At 72.2% G+C, this 21,058-nt stretch carries 18 protein-coding genes; 10 read left to right on the top strand and 8 right to left on the bottom strand.

Features of this window, described 5'->3' with window-relative positions:
- Positions 1-180 precede the first annotated feature (180 nt).
- From OG344_RS29475 to OG344_RS29485, 3 genes are all read right to left on the bottom strand, one after another.
- Positions 181-414 (bottom strand): hypothetical protein, encoded by a 234-nt coding sequence (locus tag OG344_RS29475; RefSeq protein WP_138460151.1) that lies wholly within the window; start codon positions 412-414, stop codon positions 181-183.
- A gap of 140 nt (positions 415-554) precedes the next feature.
- Entirely contained in the window at positions 555-1,310 is a 756-nt protein-coding gene (locus OG344_RS29480) for a DNA polymerase beta superfamily protein (protein WP_405085878.1), read from the bottom strand.
- An 82-nt stretch (positions 1,311-1,392) separates the two neighbouring features.
- Positions 1,393-2,079 carry a DNA polymerase beta superfamily protein gene (locus OG344_RS29485; protein ID WP_327046490.1) on the bottom strand — a complete coding sequence of 229 codons (687 nt, stop codon included), beginning with the start codon at positions 2,077-2,079 and terminating at the stop codon, positions 1,393-1,395.
- 61 nt (positions 2,080-2,140) lie between these two features.
- Between OG344_RS29485 and OG344_RS29490 the strand changes: the two genes are divergently transcribed.
- The 5 genes from OG344_RS29490 to OG344_RS29510 all read left to right on the top strand — a co-directional run bounded on the left by OG344_RS29490 (position 2,141) and on the right by OG344_RS29510 (position 7,915).
- On the top strand, positions 2,141-3,676 hold the full coding sequence (locus OG344_RS29490) for an LLM class flavin-dependent oxidoreductase (RefSeq protein ID WP_405085879.1): 1,536 nt from the start codon (positions 2,141-2,143) through the stop codon (positions 3,674-3,676).
- A 49-nt stretch (positions 3,677-3,725) separates the two neighbouring features.
- Positions 3,726-4,715: an adenosine deaminase gene (add, locus tag OG344_RS29495; protein ID WP_405085880.1), complete on the top strand. Its 990-nt coding sequence runs from the start codon at positions 3,726-3,728 to the stop codon at positions 4,713-4,715.
- A 156-nt stretch (positions 4,716-4,871) separates the two neighbouring features.
- Complete coding sequence (locus tag OG344_RS29500; protein WP_405085881.1) at positions 4,872-6,122, top strand: hypothetical protein; 1,251 nt, start codon at positions 4,872-4,874, stop codon at positions 6,120-6,122.
- Between the two features lie 245 nt (positions 6,123-6,367).
- Positions 6,368-6,841, top strand: a complete 474-nt coding sequence (locus OG344_RS29505) for an ATP-binding protein (protein WP_405085882.1) — start codon at positions 6,368-6,370, stop codon at positions 6,839-6,841.
- Between the two features lie 84 nt (positions 6,842-6,925).
- Positions 6,926-7,915 carry a sulfotransferase family protein gene (locus OG344_RS29510; protein ID WP_405085883.1) on the top strand — a complete coding sequence of 330 codons (990 nt, stop codon included), beginning with the start codon at positions 6,926-6,928 and terminating at the stop codon, positions 7,913-7,915.
- Here the strand turns inward: OG344_RS29510 and OG344_RS29515 are convergent, their stop codons facing one another.
- Positions 7,916-8,788 (bottom strand): hypothetical protein, encoded by an 873-nt coding sequence (locus tag OG344_RS29515; RefSeq protein WP_405085884.1) that lies wholly within the window; start codon positions 8,786-8,788, stop codon positions 7,916-7,918.
- Positions 8,789-9,177: 389 nt separating this feature from the next.
- Between OG344_RS29515 and gndA the strand changes: the two genes are divergently transcribed.
- Positions 9,178-10,599 (top strand): NADP-dependent phosphogluconate dehydrogenase, encoded by a 1,422-nt coding sequence (gene gndA / locus OG344_RS29520; RefSeq protein WP_327046497.1) that lies wholly within the window; start codon positions 9,178-9,180, stop codon positions 10,597-10,599.
- 153 nt (positions 10,600-10,752) lie between these two features.
- Here the strand turns inward: gndA and OG344_RS29525 are convergent, their stop codons facing one another.
- Positions 10,753-12,351, bottom strand: a complete 1,599-nt coding sequence (locus OG344_RS29525) for an MDR family MFS transporter (protein WP_405085885.1) — start codon at positions 12,349-12,351, stop codon at positions 10,753-10,755.
- Between the two features lie 117 nt (positions 12,352-12,468).
- Here OG344_RS29525 and OG344_RS29530 point away from each other — a divergent pair, with 117 nt between their 5' ends.
- Entirely contained in the window at positions 12,469-13,029 is a 561-nt protein-coding gene (locus OG344_RS29530) for a helix-turn-helix domain-containing protein (protein ID WP_327046499.1), read from the top strand.
- A gap of 28 nt (positions 13,030-13,057) precedes the next feature.
- Here OG344_RS29530 and OG344_RS29535 read toward each other — a convergent pair whose 3' ends face one another.
- On the bottom strand, positions 13,058-13,234 hold the full coding sequence (locus tag OG344_RS29535) for a hypothetical protein (RefSeq protein ID WP_405085886.1): 177 nt from the start codon (positions 13,232-13,234) through the stop codon (positions 13,058-13,060).
- Between the two features lie 322 nt (positions 13,235-13,556).
- On the opposite strand from OG344_RS29535, the gene OG344_RS29540 reads away from it, so the two are divergent.
- Positions 13,557-14,222, top strand: coding sequence for a rhomboid family intramembrane serine protease (locus tag OG344_RS29540; protein ID WP_327046501.1), 666 nt, complete (start codon positions 13,557-13,559; stop codon positions 14,220-14,222).
- A 10-nt stretch (positions 14,223-14,232) separates the two neighbouring features.
- On the opposite strand, the gene OG344_RS29545 is transcribed toward OG344_RS29540, so the two are convergent.
- Positions 14,233-15,390, bottom strand: a complete 1,158-nt coding sequence (locus tag OG344_RS29545; protein WP_405085887.1) for a sensor histidine kinase — start codon at positions 15,388-15,390, stop codon at positions 14,233-14,235.
- 138 nt (positions 15,391-15,528) lie between these two features.
- Here OG344_RS29545 and OG344_RS29550 point away from each other — a divergent pair, with 138 nt between their 5' ends.
- Positions 15,529-18,021 (top strand): DEAD/DEAH box helicase, encoded by a 2,493-nt coding sequence (locus OG344_RS29550; RefSeq protein WP_405089196.1) that lies wholly within the window; start codon positions 15,529-15,531, stop codon positions 18,019-18,021.
- Positions 18,022-18,169: 148 nt separating this feature from the next.
- On the opposite strand, the gene OG344_RS29555 is transcribed toward OG344_RS29550, so the two are convergent.
- Entirely contained in the window at positions 18,170-18,352 is a 183-nt protein-coding gene (locus tag OG344_RS29555) for a hypothetical protein (protein WP_405085888.1), read from the bottom strand.
- Between the two features lie 135 nt (positions 18,353-18,487).
- Between OG344_RS29555 and OG344_RS29560 the strand changes: the two genes are divergently transcribed.
- Positions 18,488-21,058, top strand: coding sequence for a DUF6493 family protein (locus tag OG344_RS29560; RefSeq protein ID WP_405085889.1), 2,571 nt, complete (start codon positions 18,488-18,490; stop codon positions 21,056-21,058).

Raw genomic sequence — 21,058 nt, forward strand, 5'->3', positions numbered from 1 at the left:
TCCCTCACCGGCCGGCCCACTCCCGGCGGTGCGCTCCGGCGCCGACCGGCCCGCGACGATCCGGTCGTCCATGCGCGGCCCCCGGCAGCCGGAAGGCATTCGGAAGGCCGCGCAAGGTCAGCCGGAGGCCACAGGGGGACGACCGGCCTGGCCCGGACGGCCGCTCCGAGGTCGCGCGGGTCAGTCGGCCCGGGCGAAGAGCTCGTCGAAGAGCTCCAGCGCGGCCCGCCGTACGTCGTCGGGAGCGAGGCCGTTCAAGGTGTCGCGCGCCTGGGCGGCGTCGCGGGTCGTGGCGAAGGTGATCGCGACCGATTTGGCGGCCGCGTGGCGCAGCGACCCGGTGGGCGCGCTGTCGGCCAGTGCCTCCGCGCTCGCGGCCAGGTCGAGGTTGTCTTTGCCGGTCTGGGTGGTCAAAGCGTTCTCCTGGTGTGATGGCGGCTTGACCCATTATCCGCGATGGGTCCGCGACGCGGGGCGGCACCCCGCATTGTTCGCGTGTCCCCTCCCGTTTCGGCCGCCTTTTTCCTGCTTTCCCGGCCTTCCCGGGGCCCTCCTCACCGCCCGCCGAGACGGGTCCGTACGACGAGATCGTGCAGGGCGTCGTGGGCCGAGGACGCGTCCGGCAGCGCGGAGGAGGCCCCGGCGTCCTCCAGGGCCGCGGTGAGCGCGTCGAGGTCGGCCCGAAGGCGTTCCGGGCCGGGCGCGTCGTCCGGTAGCGCGCCGTGCTCGGCCGCGCGCTTGGCCTCGACCAGACCGGCCAGGTAGGGCGGCGCGCCGTCGAGGAGCAGGGTCAGGTCGGCGACGAGTCCGCCGCCGCGCATGAGGCGGATGCCCGTCAGCAGCACCCGGAACGCGTACAGCAGCGGTTTCAGCTCTCCCGTGCGGTCGAACAGTCGCCGCTGCGTGCGGGCGAAGCCGAGGTAGTGATGGGCGTGGTGGCGGGTGAGGCAGCCCGGCGCGAGGGCGCGCATCTCCTCGTGCAGCGGGGACGTGCGCACGACCAGCGGCGACAGGAGCTGTTCCAGCACATATCCGTTGCGGCCCAGCAGCAGGCGGCAGAACTTGGCCAGGTCGTGGGTCACGAGGTCGACCTCCACGCCCTCCCGAACCCATGACCTGATCACGGTCTCCTCGCCCGTGCGCAGGCCGGCGACCTCCTCGACGGGCAGCACGTGCACGCCCCGCAGGTCGACGTCGGAGTCCACCGAGGGGAATCCGTACAGGTGCGCGCCGCTCACGGTGGCGAAGGCGAGCGGATGCCGCTCGCCCGCGGCCACCTCGGGCAGCCAGGACGGCAGGACGGCGGTCACCGCGCCTCCCCTCTCGCCACCCTCACCCTGGAAACGCTCACCCCGGAAACGCTCACCTTGAGCACGATCACCTTGGGCAGGCTCACAGGGCCGACCTCCGCACCTCGATCAGGAACTCCTCGACGGCCGCACGGTCCGGCCGGGCCGGCAGCGCGCTCCCGGCCCGCTCGGCCACCTCGTCCAACTCGGCCAGCAGGCGCCCGCGCCACTCCAGCACCTCGGGCCAGGGCGTCTCCCCTCGCCGTACGGCCAGCAGCCGGTCGCGATGGGCGCCGACCCGGACCAGCGGCTCCCCGTGCCGGGCCAGAAGGGAGGCGCCGAGCAGCAGCCGGATCATGTGCATCGCCATCTTCCACCGCCTCGCGTCGCCGTACGGCCGCGGCGGGTCGTCCGGGCGGATACGGCGGAACTGCCGGTCGGCGGAGCCCGCGAAGGCCCGCTCCGCCCGGCGCGACAGGAACGCGCGGCGGATCGCCAGCAGTCGCTCCCCCGGCGGGGTGACCAGTTCGACGAGCGGTGACCACAGGCACTCCAGCGCGGCGGGGTTGCCGTCCAGCCCGAGCACGCAGAACCGTTCGACCTCCCAGGAGAACTGCTCGGGCAGCGGCCCCTCCACATGGTCGGGCGGCTTGTCGAGCCGCCAGAACCCCGCCGTCGGCGTCACGAACACGCCGCGCCGGTCGACGTCCGACTCCCCCGTCTCCAGCCCGTACGCGCGTGAGCCGGCGACGACGGACAGGATGCTGCCGGCGGGGACCGCCGGGGTCATGTCGCCGGATCTTGTCACAAAGGTAGGCTCCCGGGTCGGGACGCGGAAAGGTAGCGAATTAATGGCCGATTTTGTGCATGACCTGTGGTTCGGGGCCTTCCTCAGGCCGGACGCGGCGGGCCACCACCGGATCGTCCGGCAGGCCGTGCTGGCCGACGAGCTGGGGCTCGACGTCATCGGCGTCCAGGACCACCCGTACCAGCCGTCGTTCCTGGACACCTGGACGCTGCTGTCGGTGCTCGCGGCCCGCACCGAGCGGGTGCGGCTCTTCCCCGACGTGGCGAACCTCCCGCTGCGGCCGCCCGCGGTGCTGGCCAGGGCCGCCGCGTCGCTCGACATCCTCAGCGGCGGCCGGGTGGAGCTGGGGCTCGGGGCCGGGGCGTTCTGGGACGGCGTCGCGGCCATGGGCGGCCCGCGCCGCGACCCCGGCGACGCGGTCGAGGCGCTGGAGGAGGCCGTCGCGGTGCTGCGCGCTCTGTGGACGCCCGGCGAGGGCGTACGGCTCGACGGCCGGCACTACCGGTTGGAGGGCGCGCGGCCCGGGCCGTTCCCCCCGCATCCGATCGGGCTGTGGATCGGCGCGTACAAGCGGCGCATGCTGGAGCTGACGGGGCGGCTCGGCGACGGCTGGGTGCCCTCGTCCGGGTACGCCGCGCCGGGCGAGCTGGGCGCGATGACGGCGATCCTGGACGCGGCCGCCGAACGGGCCGGGCGCGACCCCGCCGGGATCCGCCGCGTCTACAACATCGAGGGCCGGTTCTCCGGCGCGGCCGGGGAGGGGTTCCTGAACGGGCCGCCCGCCGTGTGGGCCGAACAACTCACCGGCCTCGTTCGGGACCACGGCATGAGCGTCTTCGTGCTCGCCGTGGACGACGACAGGGACCTCAAGGTCTTCGCCGAGGAGGTCGCCCCCGCCGTACGCGAGGCCGTGGCGCGGGAGCGCGGCCGAACCGACCGCGCCGACCGGGCGGACCAGGCGGACCAGGCGGACGGGGACGCGGTGGCCCCCGCCGACCACCCGGCCGCGGCCTCACGTACGACGGGGACTCCGGCCGTCCTGGACGAGGCCACCCGGCCGCGGCTGCCCAAACGGGACCCCGCAGCGCTGACGCCGCGGCAGCGGGCGGCCGGGCAGCGGCTCGTACTCATCCACGACCACCTGCGCCGGGAGCTGACCCAGGTCAGGGACGCGCTGGAGCAGGTCGCCGCGGGCCGCTCCGACGCCGCCGCGCTCCGCTCCTTGATCAACGAGCTCACCATGCGGCAGAACTACTGGACGCTGGGCACGTTCTGCGCGTCGTACTGCCGCCTGCTGACCACCCACCACACGATCGAGGACGAGCACATGTTCCCGATGCTGGCGGCGGCGCAGGCGTCGCTGGCGCCGGTGGTCGAGCGACTGGAGCAGGAGCACAAGGTGATCGCCGAGGTGCTGACCGGCCTGGACGCCGCTCTCGTGGCGATGATCGAGGAACCGGACCGGCTCGACGGCGTCCGCGCGCAGGTCGACCGGCTGTCGGACGTGCTGCTGTCGCATCTGCGCTACGAGGAGGAGGAGCTCGTCGAGCCCATCTCCCGCCTCGGCCTCGACATCTGAGGCCGGAAACCGGGTGCGGCGGCCGGGCAGGCGCGCCTAGGCTGCCGCCGTGCGCGATCTCGCCCTGCTGCCCAAGGCCCACCTGCACGTCCACCTGGAGAGCATGATCCGTCCGGAGACGCTGGCCGAGATCGCGGCGGCGGGGGGCCTGCCCGCGCCCGCCCGCCCCACCGGGCCCTTCGCCGGCTTCCGCGACTTCGCCGACCACGGTTCGCTCGTACGGGAGTGTCTGGTCCGGCCGGAGGACTTCCACCGGATCGCCGTGGAGTTCTGCGCGGACGAGGCGGCGCAGGGCACCCGATGGGCGGAGGTGACCTTCACCGCCGCCTCCCACGGTGAACGGCTCGGCGCCCCGGAGATGCCGCTGGAGGCCGTGCTCGCCGGTCTCGCCGAGGGGCGCGCGGCATACGGCATGGAGTGCGGGGTGCTGCTCGACCACTCGCGGCGGCGGCCGGTCGACCGGGCCCGGCGCACGGTGCGGCTCGCCACCCGGTACGCCGGAGACGGCGTGCTCGGCGTCGGAGTGGCCGGGGAGGAATCCTATCCGCTGGCGCCGTTCGCCGAGGTCTTCGCCGCCGCGGCGGACGCGGGCCTGCACGTCGTGCACCACGCGGGCGAGAGCGAGGGCCCCGGCAGCGTCCGCGAGGCGATCACGGCAGGGCGGGCCGAGCGGCTCGGCCACGGCGTCCGGGTGCTGGAGGACCCGGACCTGACCGCCGAGGTGCGCGAGCGGGGCATTCCCCTGGAGGTGTGCCCGTCGTCCAACGTCGCGCTCGGCCTGGTGGACGGCCTCGCCGCCCATCCGTTCCCCCGGCTGCGCGAGGCGGGGCTGGCCGTCACGCTGAACACCGACATCCCGTCCGTCACCGGGACCACCCTGACGGACGAGTACGCCAGGGTCCGTGAGGTCTTCGGCTACGACGACGCGGAGCTGGCCGGGCTCGCCCGCGCCTCGGCCGACGCGTCCTTCGCACCGGAGGAGACGAAATGGGCGCTGCGCCGCGACATCGACGCCTGGCTCGCCGGTCCCGCCTCCTGAGTGTCCGGTGACACGTGGCAGCCGAAGGTAAATAAAGGCGTATTTGTGACGAGCCGGGAGCGAAGTGGCGGGAGTCAGGCGTGTTTCCCCCCACGGAGGCATGCCCTTCTGGGATGATCTCGGGAAAAACCATCGGACATCGAGAGACCGTGACTGATGCCCCCCATTGACCAATTCACCGCCTTCGTATCGGCCCATCCGGTCGAAACAGTCATCATCAGCGTCATCGCCCTGGTCTTGCTGGTCCTGGCCTTCTTCGCGCTCCGCGCCCTCATCCGCCTGTACCGCCGCTGGGCGACCGGCCGTCCCACCGAGGACGTCCTCACCATCGTCGCCGCCAGCATCGCCACCGGCGTGTCCGCGCAGGGCATGTGGCGCTTCTCCGGCGACGTGCTCGGCTTCGACGGCCCGCTGCGGTTCCTGCTGTTCGCCTTCATCGAGGTCGCCGTCATCACCAGCGCCGTACGGGCCCGGCGCAACATGCGGGAGAACTACTCCGCCGGCATCGACGGCATCGCCGTCTGGGCGCTCACCTGCCTGTCCGCGGTCCTGTCGAGCATGGACGCCCGCAGCGTCGCCGAGGCCGTGTTCCGGCTCGCCGCCCCGCTCGTGGCCGCCTGGCTGTGGGAACGCGGCATGGCGATCGAGCGGGTCCGCATCACCGGCCGCGGCCGCATCAACTGGCGGCTGACCCCCGAGCGGATCCTGGTCCGGGTCGGCCTCGCCGAGGTGAGCGACCGTACGGCGAGCGAGGTCGACGCGCACCGCAGGCTCACCCGGGTGGCGCTGGCCGCCAAGCGGGTCCGGGCGCTGCGCGAGGCCGGGGCGCCGGACCGCAAGATGCGCGCCGCGATGGCGCGGCTCGACAAGGCGATGGACCAGGCCGTCGAGTACACCGGGCTGGCCGTGGACGAGAAGCGGCAGGAGGCGCTGCTGTCGCAGATCGGCGCGCTCTACAACACCTCGGCGCTGATCGACCTCGCCCCGCCGGTGCCGTGGGGGCCGGAGCCCGAGGCGCCCGCCCCGGTGGCGCTGCCCGCCGCGAGGCTCGCGGAGCTGATCGACGACGAGGAGGAGGACCTCCCGGCCGAGCCGGCGCCCGTCGTCGACACCGCCCAGCGCGCGACCCAGATGCGCGCCGCGCGGCAGTACTGGGACCAGCAGATCGCCCGCAGGTACGTCCCCCGGGCCGCCGACATCGTCAAGGAGGTCGGCATCCCGACCCTCGTGGCGAAGGAGTGGCGGGCGCTGTGGAAGCTCGAGCCCCAGGCGTACGCGCTGATCGAGGCGGCGTACCGGGAGCACGGGATCGTCGACACCGGCACGTTCCCGGCCATCGAGGTGCCCGAGCAGGAGCGCGTGCTCGTCGTCAACGGCTCCGCCGGAGCGGCGCACGACGCCTCCTGACCATACGCGTCGAAGGGGCGGCGGGCCGGGGAACCGGTCCCGCCGCCCCTGCGTCTTTCCGGGCCGGCGTCTTTCCGGGCCGGCGTCTTTCCGGGTCGCTTTCCCGGGTGCTTACCGCCCACCGTTACCGGACACTTTCCGGCCATTCGGGCAAGGACACTCCTACTTTCCCGTGACATCGCGGGCGCCCGCGCGAACGTCAACTCTGCGGCGACTGACTCGGCTCCCACGCTGAAGGAGTGCTGATGGAGATCTCGGGGGACGGCGCGGGGAACCGCGTGGCGCGGCTCGCGGGCGGACGGGACCAGGTGGGGCGGGCGCGCAGGCTCGTGTCGGCCGCCCTGGGGCGCGGCCATCCCCGGCACGACGACTGCGTCCTGCTGACGAGCGAGATCGCGACCAACGCCGTCGTCCACTCCCGCTCGGGGAACGGCGGCACGTTCACGCTCACGGTGTCGTGCCTGCCCGACCGGGTGCGCATCGGCGTGCAGGACGACGGCTCCGCCGGGCCGCCCTGCGCCGGCCACCCGCTGCCGAACGCGTCGAGCCAGGGCGGGCGCGGCATGCCGCTGCTCGACCTGCTCTCCGACCGGTGGGGCCTGGTCCGGGAGGGCGGGCGCAACGAGGTGTGGTTCGAGATCTGGTATGCCGGCGGGCGGCGCCCGGCCGCCCTGCGGCGCAGATGGATGTCCACCCGCATCCGGCTCGTCGCCGGCTGACCGGGGTAGACCCACTTGTGGTGATTTCACCCAAGGAAGGGGCAAAAACCAACTAAACTAATCGGGAAAGTAGGAGGACTTTCCATGGCTCTGCCCGACTTCCTGGTCATCGGTGTACCCAAAGCCGGCACCACCGCCCTGCACGCGGCGCTCGCCCGCCACCCGCGGCTGTTCATGTCACCCGTCAAGGAACCGAAGTTCTTCCTCACCGACGGCCCGCCGCCCGCCAAGGGCGGGCCGGGCGACGCGGAGACCTACCGCGAGCACGTGTGGCGGCGCGCCGACTACGAGGCGCTCTTCGCGGACGCGGCGCCCGGGACGCTCGGCGGCGAGTCCACCCCCTTCTACCTGTACGACCTGGACGCCCAGCGGCGGATCAGGGAGACCGTCCCCGACGCGAAGCTCATCGTGTCGCTGCGCGACCCGGTGGAACGGGCGCACTCCAACTGGACGCACCTGTGGTCGGCCGGCCTGGAGCCGATCGGCGACGTCATCGAGGCGTGCGCCGCCGAGAAGCGGCGCGTCGCCGACGGCTGGTCGCCGTTCTGGCACTATGTGGGCCTCGGCCGGTACGGCGAGCAGCTCGCGCACCTCTTCACGCTGTTCCCCCGCGAGCAGGTGCTGGTCTTCCGCTACCGCGATCTGGTGGACCGGCCCGCCGACACGCTCGATCGCATCTGCGCCTTCCTCGGGGTGGAACAGGGGATCATCGGCGAGGTGCCGAGGGAGAACGTCACCGCCCATCCCCGGCAGAGCCGCAGGCACCGCGTCCTCGCCCGGATCGCCCGGCTCGGAGACCCCTTCCTGGGGCAGCGGCTGACCAGTCCGCTGGAACGGATGCTGCAGCGCGACGCGCAGCCCCGGCGGCCGCTCACCTGGGAGCAGCGTCACGAGCTGCTGGCCTACTTCGCCGCCGACATCGCGCTGCTGCGCGACCTGCTGGAAGAGGACTTCGGTGACTGGCTGCGCCCCCGGGAGCGGTCGGGCGGCCTGGTGGGCGTCCGGCCGGACGGCCAGCGGCAGGCCCGCAACGGCCGCGTCAGAGGCGCGGACGGCCCGCCCACCAGGCCGTGATCAGCGCAGCTCGGTACGCAGCTCGTGGCCCCCGTCGGCGCGGGTCAGCTCGTAGTACAGCCGATGGCCGCCGGGCACGGGCACGACCGACAGGTAGCGCAGGCCCGCGCCGTGCTCCGACTGGGCGACGGGCGCGGTCCCGGTCGCGGTGAGGGTGGACGGGCCGGGCCCGATCGCCACGCCCGTGCGCTCCTCGTAGTTCTCCTCCGCCGACGCGCGGCCGTCGTAGTAGGCGATGACGGTCTCCCCGCTGAAGGTGACCGCGCTCACCCGCACGCCACGCGAGTCCCACTGGCCGGGCCGCCGGTCGAGCGCGGTCCCCTGCCAGGTCCAGGCGATCCCGTCCGCGCTGGTGGCGTAGTCGGTGACCATCTGGTCGGCCTCGTCGGGGTCCTCCAGCGGGTGGCAGGACGCCCACAGGTGCCACACGCCGCCGTGGTGCAGGATGACCGGGTCCTTGACGCCGGTCTTGAGGTCGCCCGGGAGCACCACCCGCGCGTTGGCGGGGTCGAACTCGGCCGGGTCGGCGGCCTCGATCATCTCGACCCGCCAGTGCTTGGTGCCGTACGTCGCGCAGCTCAGGTAGAGCCGCCACGACCCGTCGGGCGTCGCCACGAGCGTGGGCCGCTCCAGCGACTCGGTCTTCATATCGTCCTTGGTGATCGTGAGGATCCGCTCGAACCGCTCGCCGTCGGCCGACCGGGCGATCTCCACGGCATAGCCGCGGCCGGAGCCGATCGGGCGGCGCAGCCGGTAGGCCAGATAGATCCACCCGTCCCGGCTCACGGCGCTGGGCGCGCCCGCCCAGTAGCCGGGCCCGTCTCCGGGTGGCGGAATCGCGACGACTGACCGTTCCGGCTTCGGTGCGAACACGTCTCTTCTCCGTGGGTGCGCGACGACGGTGGGCGGCTCGGACGCCGTCCCTTCCTTGCTGTCCTCAATTACCAGCGGCCCGACGAGGAGGCCAAGTGTCCTCGCCATCGGACGGCCATCTCTATACAAAACCCGCTTAGTTTGCGGGTTTTGTCAGGATAGGCCAGAGACACCGATGCGCGCGCCCCCACCTGCGACGGAAAAGGGACCGAACCCGGTACGGCCCGCGGCCCGCTCAACGCGCCCTCGCCCTCGCATCACCACGGGAACGGCCCCGCGAGTGGCTACGGCTACGGAGAAGCGGACAAAAGCCCAGCTCACGACGCCCGGCCGCGGACACGCCACCCCGCAGCCGAGCACCCCCACCCGGGAGCGGTATGACTTTAGCCATGAACAAGGCAGATATCGGAGTCACGGGCCTCGCGGTCATGGGCCGCAACCTCGCCCGGAACTTCGCGCACCACGGTCATGTCGTCGCGGTCCACAACCGCACGGAAAGCCGTACCACCCGTTTCATGGAGGACCACAAGGACGAGGGCGCGTTCGTGCCGGCGGGCACGGTCGAGGAGTTCGTCGCCGCGCTCGAACGGCCCCGCAAGGCGATCATCATGGTCAAGGCCGGCGCCCCCACGGACGCGGTGATCGAGGAGCTCGCCGCCGTCATGGAGCCGGGCGACATGATCATCGACGGCGGCAACGCCCACTACCTGGACACCCGCCGCCGGGAGGCCGCGCTGCGCGAGCGGGGCATCCACTTCGTCGGCACCGGCATCTCCGGTGGCGAGGAAGGGGCCCTGAACGGCCCCAGCATCATGCCCGGCGGGGACCCCGAGGCGTACGCGACGCTCGGCCCGCTGCTGGAGGACATCGCGGCCAAGGTGGACGGCGTGTCGTGCTGCGTGCACATCGGCCCCGACGGCGCCGGCCACTTCGTGAAGATGGTGCACAACGGCATCGAGTACGCCGACATGCAGCTCATCGCGGAGTCGTACGACCTGCTGCGGCAGGCCCTCGGGCTGAACCCCAAGGAGCTCTCGGACGTCTTCCGCGAGTGGAACCAGGGCGACCTGGAGTCGTACCTCATCGAGATCACCGCCGAGGTGCTCGGCCACGTCGACGCCGCGACCGGGAAGCCGTTCGTGGACGTGGTGGTCGACCAGGCCGAGCAGAAGGGCACCGGCCGCTGGACCGTGCAGAGCGCCCTCGACCTCGGCGTCCCGGTGACGGGCATCGCCGAGGCGGTCTTCGCCCGGGCGCTGTCGGGCCACCCGGAGCAGCGGGCCGCGGCCCGCTCGCTCACCGGCCCGTCCGGCACCGCCGGCGACTCCGGCCTCGTCGAGGACGTGCGCCGGGCCCTGTACGCCTCCAAGGTGGTCGCGTACGCCCAGGGGTTCGACCAGATGGCCGCGGCGAGCGCGGAGTACGGCTGGAACCTGAGGCTCGGCGACATGGCCACCATCTGGCGCGGGGGCTGCATCATCCGGGCGCGCTTCCTCGACCGGATCAGGGCCGCCTACGACGCGGACCCGGGCCTGCCGACGCTGCTGGTCGACCCCACCTTCGCGCAGGCGCTGGACGAGGCCCAGGAGTCGTGGCGGCGGGTCGTGGCCACGGCGGCGACGATCGGGGTGCCCACCCCGGGCTTCTCCTCGGCGCTCGCCTACTACGACGGGCTGCGCCGTGACCGGCTGCCGGCGGCGCTGCTGCAGGGGCTGCGCGACTTCTTCGGCGCGCACACCTACCGTCGCACCGACCGGGACGGCGTATTCCACACCGACTGGTCGGCGGACCGCGCCGAGCGCTCCGCCTGAGCGGCCCCGGAACCTGGTACGGCCCCCGCCCACGCGGGGGCGAGGGCCGTACCGGCCGGGTCTCAGCTCACTCTCGGGCCCGATCTCAGCCCGATCTCGGGCCCAGCCTCAAGCCCGGTCCCAAGCTCGGGACCAGGCCGGCGGCCGGCCGGTTCACTCGAAGGCGGCGGTCAGCGGCTCGGCCTTCTCGCCGCCGGGGGCGGCGGCGCTCGGAGCACCGGTGCGCAGCGGGACGTGCCTGACGAAGGCGGCGAGCACCGGGACGAGCACGGCGACCACGGCCGCCCAGAGGAAGACCGACCCGATGGCCGTGGCCAGGGCGTCCAGGAAGAATCCCTTGACCTGCGGGGGCAACTGCTCCAGGGCCTTGGGGGTGATGCCCGCGCCGCCACCGCCGACCTGCTTGGCCGCCGCCGGGCCGAGCTTGTCGCTCAGGGTGTCGGTGAGCCGGTTGTTGAAGATCGCGCCGAACATCGCGACGCCGAACGAGCCGCCGATGGACCGGAAGAACGTGGAGGCGCTGCTGGCCACGCCGAGGTCCTTCTGCTCGACGCTGTTCTGCGCGATGAGCATCGTCGTCTGCATCAGGAAGCCCATGCCGAGGCCGAAGACGGCGATGAACGCGCCGGTCTGCCAGGACGGCGTGTTGACGTCCTGCAGCGACAGCAGCCACATGCCGACCGCCATGATCGCCCCGCCGATGATCGGGTAGATCCGGTACTGCCCGGTCTGGGTGATCGCCTTGCCGACGAACAGCGACACGATCATCGACGTGATCATCATCGGCAGCAGGAGCAGGCCGGAGTTGGTGGCCGTGGAGCCCTGCACGATCTGCTGGAACAGCGGGATGAAGCTGATCGCGCCGAACATCGCGAAGCCCAGCAGGAAGCCGAGCGCCGAGATGAGCGAGAAGTTGCGGTTGGCGAACACGTGCAGCGGCATGATCGGCTCGGCCGCGCGCCGCTCGATCGGGATGAAGAGCGCGAGCGCGACCACCGCGAGCGCCGCCAGCGACAGGATCTGCCAGGAGCCCCACGGGTAGCCGTGCGCCTGCCCACCCCACGAGGTGATCAGCACGATCGCGGTGATGCCGATGGTGAGGACGGTCGCGCCGAGCCAGTCGATGCGGTGCTCGGTGCGGTGCTTCGGCAGGTGCAGCCGGAAGAACAGCCAGACCAGGGCGATACCGCCGAGGGGCAGGTTCACGTAGAACGCCCAGCGCCAGTCGAGGTGGTCGGTGATGAAACCGCCGACGAGCGGCCCGGCGATCATCGCGAGCGACATGATCGCGGCCATGATGCCCTGGTACTGGCCCCGCTCGCGGGGCGGGACGAGGTCACCGATGATCGCCATCACGTTGACCATGAGGCCCCCGGCCCCGAGGCCCTGCAACGCGCGGAAGGCGATGAGCTCGGCCATGCCGTGCTCGGCGCCCCCGAACATCGACGATCCGGCCATGCCGCAGAGCGCGGAGCCGACCAGGAACAGCACGATGGACCCGAGGAAGATGTTCTTGCGGCCGTAGAGGTCGCCGAGCTTGCCCCAGATCGGCGTGGACACCGTGGTGCCCAGGACGTAGGCCGTGATGACCCAGGTGAAGTACTCCAGGCCGTTCAGTTCGCCGACGATCCTCGGCATCGCGGTGCCGACGATCATGTTGTCGAGCATGGCCAGCATGATCGCCAGCATCAGGCCGGGAAGTACGGCCATCACTTCTTTGGACCGCCCCGGCGCGGGCGGAGCCTCGGTCATCGTGGTGCCCCCTGAGTAAAGGTTTGAAAGAGGTTACTTACTTGCCGACAGGCTAGTGCGGACTTAAGGTATGGTCCTTACTTGCCGGCCGTCAAGTTAATTAGGGGTCAGCAGGACATGGGTGCTCAGACCGACACACGCAGCCGCATCCAGGAGGTCGCGATCGGGCTCTTCACCGAGCAGGGATACGAGGCGACGTCACTCCGGGAGATAGCCGAGGCCCTCGGCGTGACCAAGGCGGCACTGTACTACCACTTCCGCACAAAAGAGGACATCGTCGCCAGCCTGATCGAGGATCGCATCGCCGCGCTGGACGAGCTGATCGCGTGGGCGGGCGGGCGGCCCGCCTCGGCGGAGACCCGCCGGGAGCTGATCCTGCGCTACTCGGCGCAGTTGACCCGAGGGCGCCACCACGAGGTCATGCAGTTCATGGACCGCAACAAGACAGCCTTGCAGGGGCACGTCAAGGTCGACCTGATGCGCGACCGCATGGGCGCGCTGATGCAGTCCCTGTACGGACCGGACGATCCCCTGCCGGTGCGGCTCAAGCGCTCCATGGCGCTGTTCGCGATGCACGCGGCGTGGTTCTTCATCCGCGAGGAGTCGACGACCGACGAGCAGCGGGCCGGGGCGGGCCTGGAGGTCGCGCTGGACCTGGCGGACGCCTCCGGCGTCTGACCCCGGTCCAGCGGGAACCTCGGACACGCTACCCCTTCGGGCCGAAGCCGTGGCTGACCTCACCCTTGCGCTTGCAGCGCGGGCAGGGACGGTACTGGCGCGACCAGAACCCCGAGTAGACCTTGCCGGTGCCCTTGCACTTGGAGCATTGCGACAGGTAGTGGCGGATGTAGCTGGCAGCGGCCCAGACGCCGAGACCACCCACGGAAAATATGATGAGTGTTGATTGGTCCACCATTGCTCCATGCTGGGGAAGAAGAGGGCCTGACAGTTCGTGATTACCCGACCACGCTGGGTGACCAAAGGAAATAGAGCGGTTGGGCATACCGCTTGCCCGGCGTACCACCGAGGGCACGGGCCCCGATGAACCGGCACCAGATGCCCGGCACCCGGTGACTCGCACGGCCGTCGGCGGTATGTTTCCCGTGATCGCCAGCACAGTGATCGCCAGCACCGTGATCCCCGGGCACCGTGATCGCCGACACCGTGATCGCCGACACCGGGATCCCCGGCAGAGGGAGGGTTCCGTGAGCGACGGCCGTACCGCGGAGATCATGGTCGCCGAGGCCCGGAAGGCGTTCTGGGTCATGGTCGGCTTCCTGGCCCTGATCTGGGCCGTGCAGGTGGCCAACTGGGCCTCCGGCTACTCGCTGAGCTACAGCCTCGGCATCCGGCCGTGGGACGTCGAGCGGCTGCCCGGCATCGTCTCCGCGCCGCTCCTGCACTGGAGCTGGGCGCACATCGAGGGCAACTCCGGGCCGCTGTTCATCTTCGGGTTCCTCGCGGCCTACCGGGGCGTGCGGCGCTTCCTCGGCGTCACCGGGCTGATCGCCGTCGCCAGCGGGCTCGGCTCGTGGTTCACCGCCGACGCCGCCACCGTGGGCGCCGGCGCGAGCGGCCTGGTCTTCGGCTACTTCGGGTACGTGCTCGTCCGCGGCGCCTTCGACCGGCACCTGATCGACATCGTCATCGGCCTGGTGATGGGCCTGTGCTTCGCCTACCAGTTCGCCGGTCTGCTGCCGGCCGAGGGCATCGGCTGGCAGGCCCACGTCTTCGGGTTCGCGGGCGGCATCCTCGGCGGCTACCTGTTCCGCGACCGCGGCGCGCGGAGCGTGGACAAGGCCCCCGGTGACACCCCCGCCGGCGGCTCCCGGCCTGCCCTGCTCAAGGAGATCGAGGATCTGGGCCTGTAGGCCTCCCGGCTCAGCGCGCCGGCCGCTCGGGCGGGCGGTAGGGGATGACCGCGTGGATAGCGAACCCGCCGTCGGCGGTGGGCCCGTACGTGAGCCGCCCGCCCTGCAGCTCCACCCGCTCGCTCAGGCCCGTCAGCCCGTAGCCCGACCCCTCGTGAGCGGGCACCCGGGCCGGCGCCGCCCGTCCCCCGCCGCCGCCGGACTCTCCGCTGTTGACCACCGACACGTTGAGCGTCTCGCCGCGCGTCTCGCAGACCACCTGCACGTCCGTACCGGGGGCGTGCCTGCGCACGTTGTTGAGCCCCTCCTGGACCACCCGATAGCAGGCGTGCCCGGCCTGCCGGGAGAGCGCCTCCTCCGCGACCTCGTAGTGCAGCGCGACGCGCAGGCCGGTGGCCCGGCCCTCCTCGACCAGCCGCGGGATCCCCTCCACGCTCTCCGCCGAGGGCGGCAGGTCGCTGCTGCGCAGCGCCGTGAGCAGCTCGCGCAGCTCGGTCAGCGCCCGCACGCCCTTGTCCTCGATGGCCCGGGCCAGCTTGCGGATCTCCCCGAGGTCGTCGGTGTCCTGGATGAGGCCCGCGTTGAGCACCATCACGGTGACGGCGTGCGTGACCGTGTCGTGCAGTTCCCGCGCGATGCGGCGGCGCTCCAGCGCCGCCGCCTGCTCCTGGTCCGCCCGGCCGCGTTCCCGCAGCTCCCGGATCATGGCGCGGTAGCGCCACACCCAGTGGCCCACCAGCGCGGGCAGGCAGACCAGCGCCGCCGCCCAGATGACCGCCAGGAGAGGCGCGTGATCGGTGTAGGGGCTGACGCGGTCGACCACGACGTACGCCCCGGCCAGCGCGGCGACCGCCCCGAGCCGGTGGCGTCCCCCGCGTTCGGCCGTCAGCGCGTACGCCGCGAGCGTCAGCGGCACAAGCTGGCCCGCGAACAGCGCGCACGCGGCCGTGCCGGTGACCAGGGGCCACGGCGTGCGGCGCCGCACCAGCATGGCCGCCGCCGCGGCCGACGACACGGCCAGCCGTACGGTCTCCGGCACGGGCATCAGGGAGAAGGAACGGCCGGTGAGGATCGCGGGAACGGCGAAGGCGAGCACGCCGAGCGCGAGCAGCACGTCGCCGAGTGTGTCCCGGCGCCGCTCCACGAGCCTGGCCCAATTCTCCCCCACGCGGCCAGTTTGTGGGTTTGACCTGCGGATTCTGGCAGCGCCACACCCCTTTGACGTAGTTGTGCCACAGCTTGCCGTACCACCTGCCGGTCGAAACAGTCGCGCGGCTTGGGCAGGATAAGAGGCGTGACCGAAAGCATGAGCCTCCTTCGCCGCCTGCCCTCCGGCTCCGACCCCGACGCGTTGTTCGACGCGTTCGCGTCGTGGAACGCGGAGCGGGGTCTCACGCTGTATCCCGCGCAGGAGGAGGCCCTCATCGAGGTCGTCTCCGGAAACAACGTGATCGTGTCGACCCCGACCGGCTCGGGCAAGAGCCTGATCGCCGCCGGAGCGCACTTCGCCGCGATCGCCCGAGACGAGATCAGCTTCTACACCGCGCCGATCAAGGCGCTGGTGTCGGAGAAGTTCTTCGACCTGTGCGCGTTGTTCGGCACCGAGAACGTCGGGATGATGACCGGCGACGCCACGGTGAACGCCGACGCGCCGATCATCTGCTGCACCGCCGAGATCCTGGCCCAGATCGCGCTGCGCGACGGCGCGGACGCCGACGTCGGCACGGTGATCATGGACGAGTTCCACTTCTACGCCGAGCCCGACCGCGGCTGGGCGTGGCAGGTGCCGCTGCTGGAGTTGCCGCAGGCGCAGTTCGTGCTGATGTCGGCCACCCTGGGCGACGTCGAGCGCTTCAAGACCGACCTCGCCCGCCGCACCGGGCGCGACACCGCCGTCGTGAAGAACGCCGAGCGGCCGGTGCCGCTCATCTACTCCTACCGGACCACCCCGCTGCACGAGACGCTGGAGGAGCTGCTGTCCACCCAGCAGGCCCCCGTGTACGTCGTCCACTTCACCCAGGCGGCGGCGATGGAGCGCGCCCAGGCGCTCATGAGCATCAACATGTGCAGCAAGGCGGAGAAGGAACGGATCGCCGCCCTGATCGGGAACTTCCGGTTCACCACCCGGTTCGGCCGGGCCCTGTCCCGGCTCGTACGGCACGGAATCGGCGTGCACCACGCGGGGATGCTGCCGAAGTACCGCCGCCTGGTGGAGCGCCTCGCCCAGGCGGGGCTGCTGAAGGTCATCTGCGGCACCGACACCCTCGGCGTGGGGGTGAACGTCCCGATCCGGACCGTGCTGTTCACCGCGCTGTCGAAGTTCGACGGCACGAAGGTGCGGCGGCTGCGGGCGCGGGAGTTCCACCAGATCGCCGGCCGGGCCGGCCGGGCGGGCTTCGACACGGTCGGCTACGTCGTCTGCCAGGCCCCCGACTACGTGATCGAGAACGAGCGGGCGCTGGCGAAGATCGGCGACGACCCCAAGCGGCGCCGCGGCTACGCCCGCAAGAAGCCCCCGGAGGGGTTCGTCGGCTGGAGCGAGGACACGTTCGAGAAGCTCCAGACGGCCGAGCCCGAACCGCTGACCTCCCGCTTCAAGGTCAGCAACGCCATGCTGCTGTCGATCATCAACCGCCCCGGCGACTGCTTCCAGGCGATGAAGCGGCTGCTGACCGACAACCACGAGGACCGCAAGGCCCAGCGCCGCCACATCAGCCACGCCATCGCGATCTACCGGTCGCTACTGGCGGGCGGCATCGTCGAGACGCTCGCCGAGCCCGACGAGCACGGCCGCATGGCCCGGCTCACCGTGGACCTGCGGGAGGACTTCGCGCTCAACCAGGCGCTGGCCACGTTCGCGCTGGCGAGCTTCGACCTGCTCGACCGCGCCTCCCCCACGTACGCCCTGGACCTCGTCTCCATCGTCGAGTCGACGCTGGACGATCCGCGGCAGATCCTGCACGCCCAGCTCAACAAGGCCAGGGCCGAGGCGGTCGCGCAGATGAAGGCCGACGGCATCGAGTACGAGGAGCGGATGGAGCGTCTCGCGGAGATCACCCACCCGATGCCGCTGGCCGACCTGCTCTTCGGCGCGTACGAGACCTACCGGCGCGGGCACCCCTGGGTCGGCGACCATGTCGTGAGCCCCAAGACGATCGTGCGCGACATGTACGAGCGGGCGATGACCTTCACCGACTACATCCAGTTCTACGAGCTGGCCCGCTCCGAGGGCACGGTGCTGCGCTACCTGGCCGACGCGTACCGCACGCTGTCGAAGACCGTGCCCGAGCACCTGAAGACCGACGACCTCGTGGACCTCATCGAATGGCTGGGCGAGCTGGTGCGCCAGGTCGACTCCAGCCTCATCGACGAGTGGGAGAAGCTGGCCAACCCGGCCGAGGCCCTCACCGCCGGGCAGGAGCAGCTGGAGACGCGGACCCGCCCGGTCACCGCCAACGCACGCGCCTTCCGGGTGCTGGTGCGCAACGCGATGTTCCGCCTGGTGGAGCTGGCCGCGCTCGACCGCGAGGAGGAGCTGGCCGAGCTCTATCCGGACGTCGACTGGGGCGCGGGCCTGGACGCCTACTACGAGGAGCACGACGAGATCCTCACCGGCCCGGCCGCCCGGGGCCCTGCCCTCCTGCTGATCGAGGAGGAGAAGGAGCTGTGGCGGGTGCGCCAGATCGTCGACGACCCGGCCGGGAACCACGACTGGGGCGTCGGCGCGGAGGTCGACCTCGCCGCCTCCGACGAGGAGGGCCACGCCGTCCTCCACGTCACCGGCCTCACCCGCCTCTGACGGCCCCCCGCGTGACGCGTCACCGAGAACTGCTTGCCCGGTCACGCTCGGTGATGCAATACTGGTGATGCCGCGCCCCCGGTGGGCGTCGGAAGTGAGGCCGGGCCTCCCGATGGAATCGGGCGTCCGGCCTTCGCGCTTTCCACCCTCAGTCGAGGTCGATGACGCTGATCTTCTCGTGCAGCAGATCGAAGCATGCCGCGTGCCCGTCCAGCCACCATGTCGTGGCGCCGACGACGGCATCGGCCGCCCAGAGGAGCGGTTCCTGGTACGAGGACCGCCACTCGATCGTGATGTTCCTTGACAGCGCACCGGACCTGCGGATGGCCATCACAAGCAGAAGATCGGAGTGATCCTGTTCGGGTGAGCGACTCCCCGAACAGCGCGGGAGTCGGCGGGGAACTCTCCGAGCGGTTCGGAGGCCGGGCCCGGGATTTGTCGGTACGACTGTCTAGTGTCCCCAGGCATGGATGATCACTGGGGCGAGATCAGGAAACTGATCGTGACGAGGCGCGCCGACCGGCTGGCCGAGAGGGTCAGGACGCTCGGCGACGAGGGCCGCAAGGAGGTCGCGGCCAGGCTGCCGGAGCTGCTGAAGGAACTGCGCGGCGTCGATCGGTGGGACGACGGCCTGTCCGGCTACCGGGTCGGCCTGCGGGTGGCGGGCGCCGGCTGCCTCGGCGGCGCGGCGGCCGTGGCGTCCTGGTTGTACCGGCGTGACCTCGCGCCCCGGTGGGGCGGCGCCGACAACGACGTCGATCTCATCCTGGCGGTGCTCGCCGACCGGCCCGCCGCCTGGCGGGCGGATCTGGCCGAGCGGCTGGTGCTCCGCCTGCGCGCCGCCGACGACCGCGGCGTGGAGCTCGCGCTGGCCCTGCTCCGCGAGACCGGGATCGAACCGCCCCCGCATGATCCGCTGGTGGCCGGATGGGCGGATCGGGGCCCGGCGCGCCTGGGCGAGGACCCGCTGCTCGATCACCTGCTGCCGCGTCTGTTCGAGGCCGAGGGCGTCGGCCGGACGCTGCAGTGGGACAGGGAGCCGGGGAGGGGCTGGCTGGGCGCGCTGACGGATCTGGCCGAGGCCGGCCGGGTTAAGCGCGAGGCGCTCATCGACGGCTGCGTGCGCCGCTTCCTCCGCGGCGGCACCCCGGCCGACCTGCGGTTCTTCGTCCGCCTGCACGAGGCACTCGACCCCTCGCCCGCCGAGGCCTCCTGCCACGTCCGCGATTACCTGCATCTGCTGCCCGCGGCGCCCGGGCCGGTCGCCGAACTGGCCGTGAAGCGCCTGCGGTCCTGCGCCGATCTGCCCGCCGACGACCTCGCCGAAGCGTGGGACGGCCTGCTGTTCCGGCCCGAGCGCACGCTGGTGCGGGCCGGGCTGTCGTGGCTCACCCGTTCCGTGAAGCGCACTCCGGCACTGGCCGGGGTGATCGCCGCACCGCTGGCCCGCGCGTTCGCCGCCGACTCCGCGGAGCTGCAGGAGACGGCCGTCGAGCTGGCCGTGGCGCACGCGGACGGCATGGGCGAGGAGGGCCGGGCCGCCATCCGTGCGGCGATCGCCTTCCTCCCGCCCGCGCTCGGCAGGCGGGCCGCCGCGGCGTTCGCGGGTGGCGCGGTGGCCGAGGCCGAGCCCGTGTTCACGCCGCCGTCGCTGCCGCCCGCGCCCGAACGCGCCAGCGCCGTCGAGCCCCCGATCGAGTCGGCGGAGGAGCTCAGTCAGTCGATCGCGGGATGGACGGACTCCTGGCAGGCGTGGGAGCGGCTGCTCGCCGGGTTCGTCCTGCTCGCCGGCCGCGACCGGCCGGGGCTGGTGGCCGCGACGCGTGACCGGCTGACCGACGAGCACATCTGGACCTACTCACAGGAGACCTGGCCCCGGGGCGAGCAGTGGCTGCGGGGCGCCGCCACCGCCCTGACCGGAAGCACCCTGACCCGGCACGCCTGGCGGCGTTTCCTGCCCGGCAGAGGCCTGGCCGCCCCTGACCTGCTCCTGCTGCACCGCGCGGCCGAGATCCTGCGGGCCGTCGAGGAGGACACGTTGCCCCCGCTGCTGCTGGCCACGCCCACGCACGACACCGGCCACGTGGCCGCGGCCGAGCTGGTCCGGCGGCTGGAGGTGATCGAAGCGGCCGGCGCCAAGCCGCTGGCCGCCGACCTCCAGCAGGCGCTGCTGCGCCTGCCCCGCACCCCCGACCCCGAGGCGGCGGAGCGCGCGGCCCGCCTGACGTCCGCGGCGGGCGGGATCGTCGCCGGGTGGACCTGCCCGGAGGCCCACGTCACGGTGGACTGGACCTGCACACGGGGCAACCAGTGCCCCCTCGACTGGCGCGACCAGAGCCACACGCACGAAGTCCGCCTGGTCCCCGCGGCCGTCGCCGCGCCCACCGGCCTGCCGCTGATCGACCTGGTGCTGAGCGTGCCGAGCCACTGGTCCGAGTCCGAGCACGTCCATTGGTGGCCCTCGATGCTGCCCTCACACCGCGAGGTCGCCGCCGCGTACCTCACGCCGCACCTGCTGCAGCGCTACTGGCACGGGCCCGCCGTCCGCGCGCAGGCCCGCCCTCTCGCCCGGGCCGAGGGACCGGCGGGGCCGGCGTTCGCCACGGTGCTCGCCCGCGCCCTGGGCGACCGGAACACGCAGGAGCCGGTCGACGTGCTGCTGGAGGTCGCCGCGCGTGGCGAACTGCCCACGGCCGAGATCGGCCGCCAGACGGGCCTGCTGCTGGTCAGCGGCGAGGTCAGGATGATCGACATGGTCGCCGCGCTCGACGAGGTGGCCAGGCGGGGCGGGCACGATCAGGTGTGGCGGATCGCCGCCGCGGCGCTGCCCGCGCTGCTGCCCGCGCCGGGCGAGCGCCCGCGGGGTGGCCTGACCGGGTTCGTCACACTCGCGAGGATGGCGGCCGAATGGTGTGGCGCCCGCGGCGAGATCCCCGAGGTGCGCGACACGGCCGCCCGCAAGGGGCACAGCGGCCTACTGCGGGAGGTCCGCCGGCTCCACTCCCAGCTCACCGGCGGCACCGGCCAGGAAGGATGA

The organism is Microbispora sp. NBC_01389 (assembly GCF_045040095.1).
Classification (GTDB): Bacteria; Actinomycetota; Actinomycetes; order Streptosporangiales; family Streptosporangiaceae; genus Microbispora.

Excerpts from the sequence above, each read along its gene's own strand:
- OG344_RS29500 (WP_405085881.1), top strand. The coding sequence starts at position 4,872 with ATGCCCCCCATTGACCAATTCACCGCCTTCGTATCGGCCCATCCGGTC.
- OG344_RS29530 (WP_327046499.1), top strand. The coding sequence starts at position 12,469 with ATGGGTGCTCAGACCGACACACGCAGCCGCATCCAGGAGGTCGCGATC.
- OG344_RS29490 (WP_405085879.1), top strand. The coding sequence starts at position 2,141 with ATGGCCGATTTTGTGCATGACCTGTGGTTCGGGGCCTTCCTCAGGCCG.
- gndA (WP_327046497.1), top strand. The coding sequence starts at position 9,178 with ATGAACAAGGCAGATATCGGAGTCACGGGCCTCGCGGTCATGGGCCGC.
- OG344_RS29525 (WP_405085885.1), bottom strand. The coding sequence starts at position 12,351 with ATGACCGAGGCTCCGCCCGCGCCGGGGCGGTCCAAAGAAGTGATGGCC.
- OG344_RS29485 (WP_327046490.1), bottom strand. The coding sequence starts at position 2,079 with ATGACCCCGGCGGTCCCCGCCGGCAGCATCCTGTCCGTCGTCGCCGGC.
- OG344_RS29505 (WP_405085882.1), top strand. The coding sequence starts at position 6,368 with ATGGAGATCTCGGGGGACGGCGCGGGGAACCGCGTGGCGCGGCTCGCG.
- OG344_RS29555 (WP_405085888.1), bottom strand. The coding sequence starts at position 18,352 with ATGGCCATCCGCAGGTCCGGTGCGCTGTCAAGGAACATCACGATCGAG.
- OG344_RS29560 (WP_405085889.1), top strand. The coding sequence starts at position 18,488 with ATGGATGATCACTGGGGCGAGATCAGGAAACTGATCGTGACGAGGCGC.
- OG344_RS29510 (WP_405085883.1), top strand. The coding sequence starts at position 6,926 with ATGGCTCTGCCCGACTTCCTGGTCATCGGTGTACCCAAAGCCGGCACC.
- OG344_RS29550 (WP_405089196.1), top strand. The coding sequence starts at position 15,529 with ATGAGCCTCCTTCGCCGCCTGCCCTCCGGCTCCGACCCCGACGCGTTG.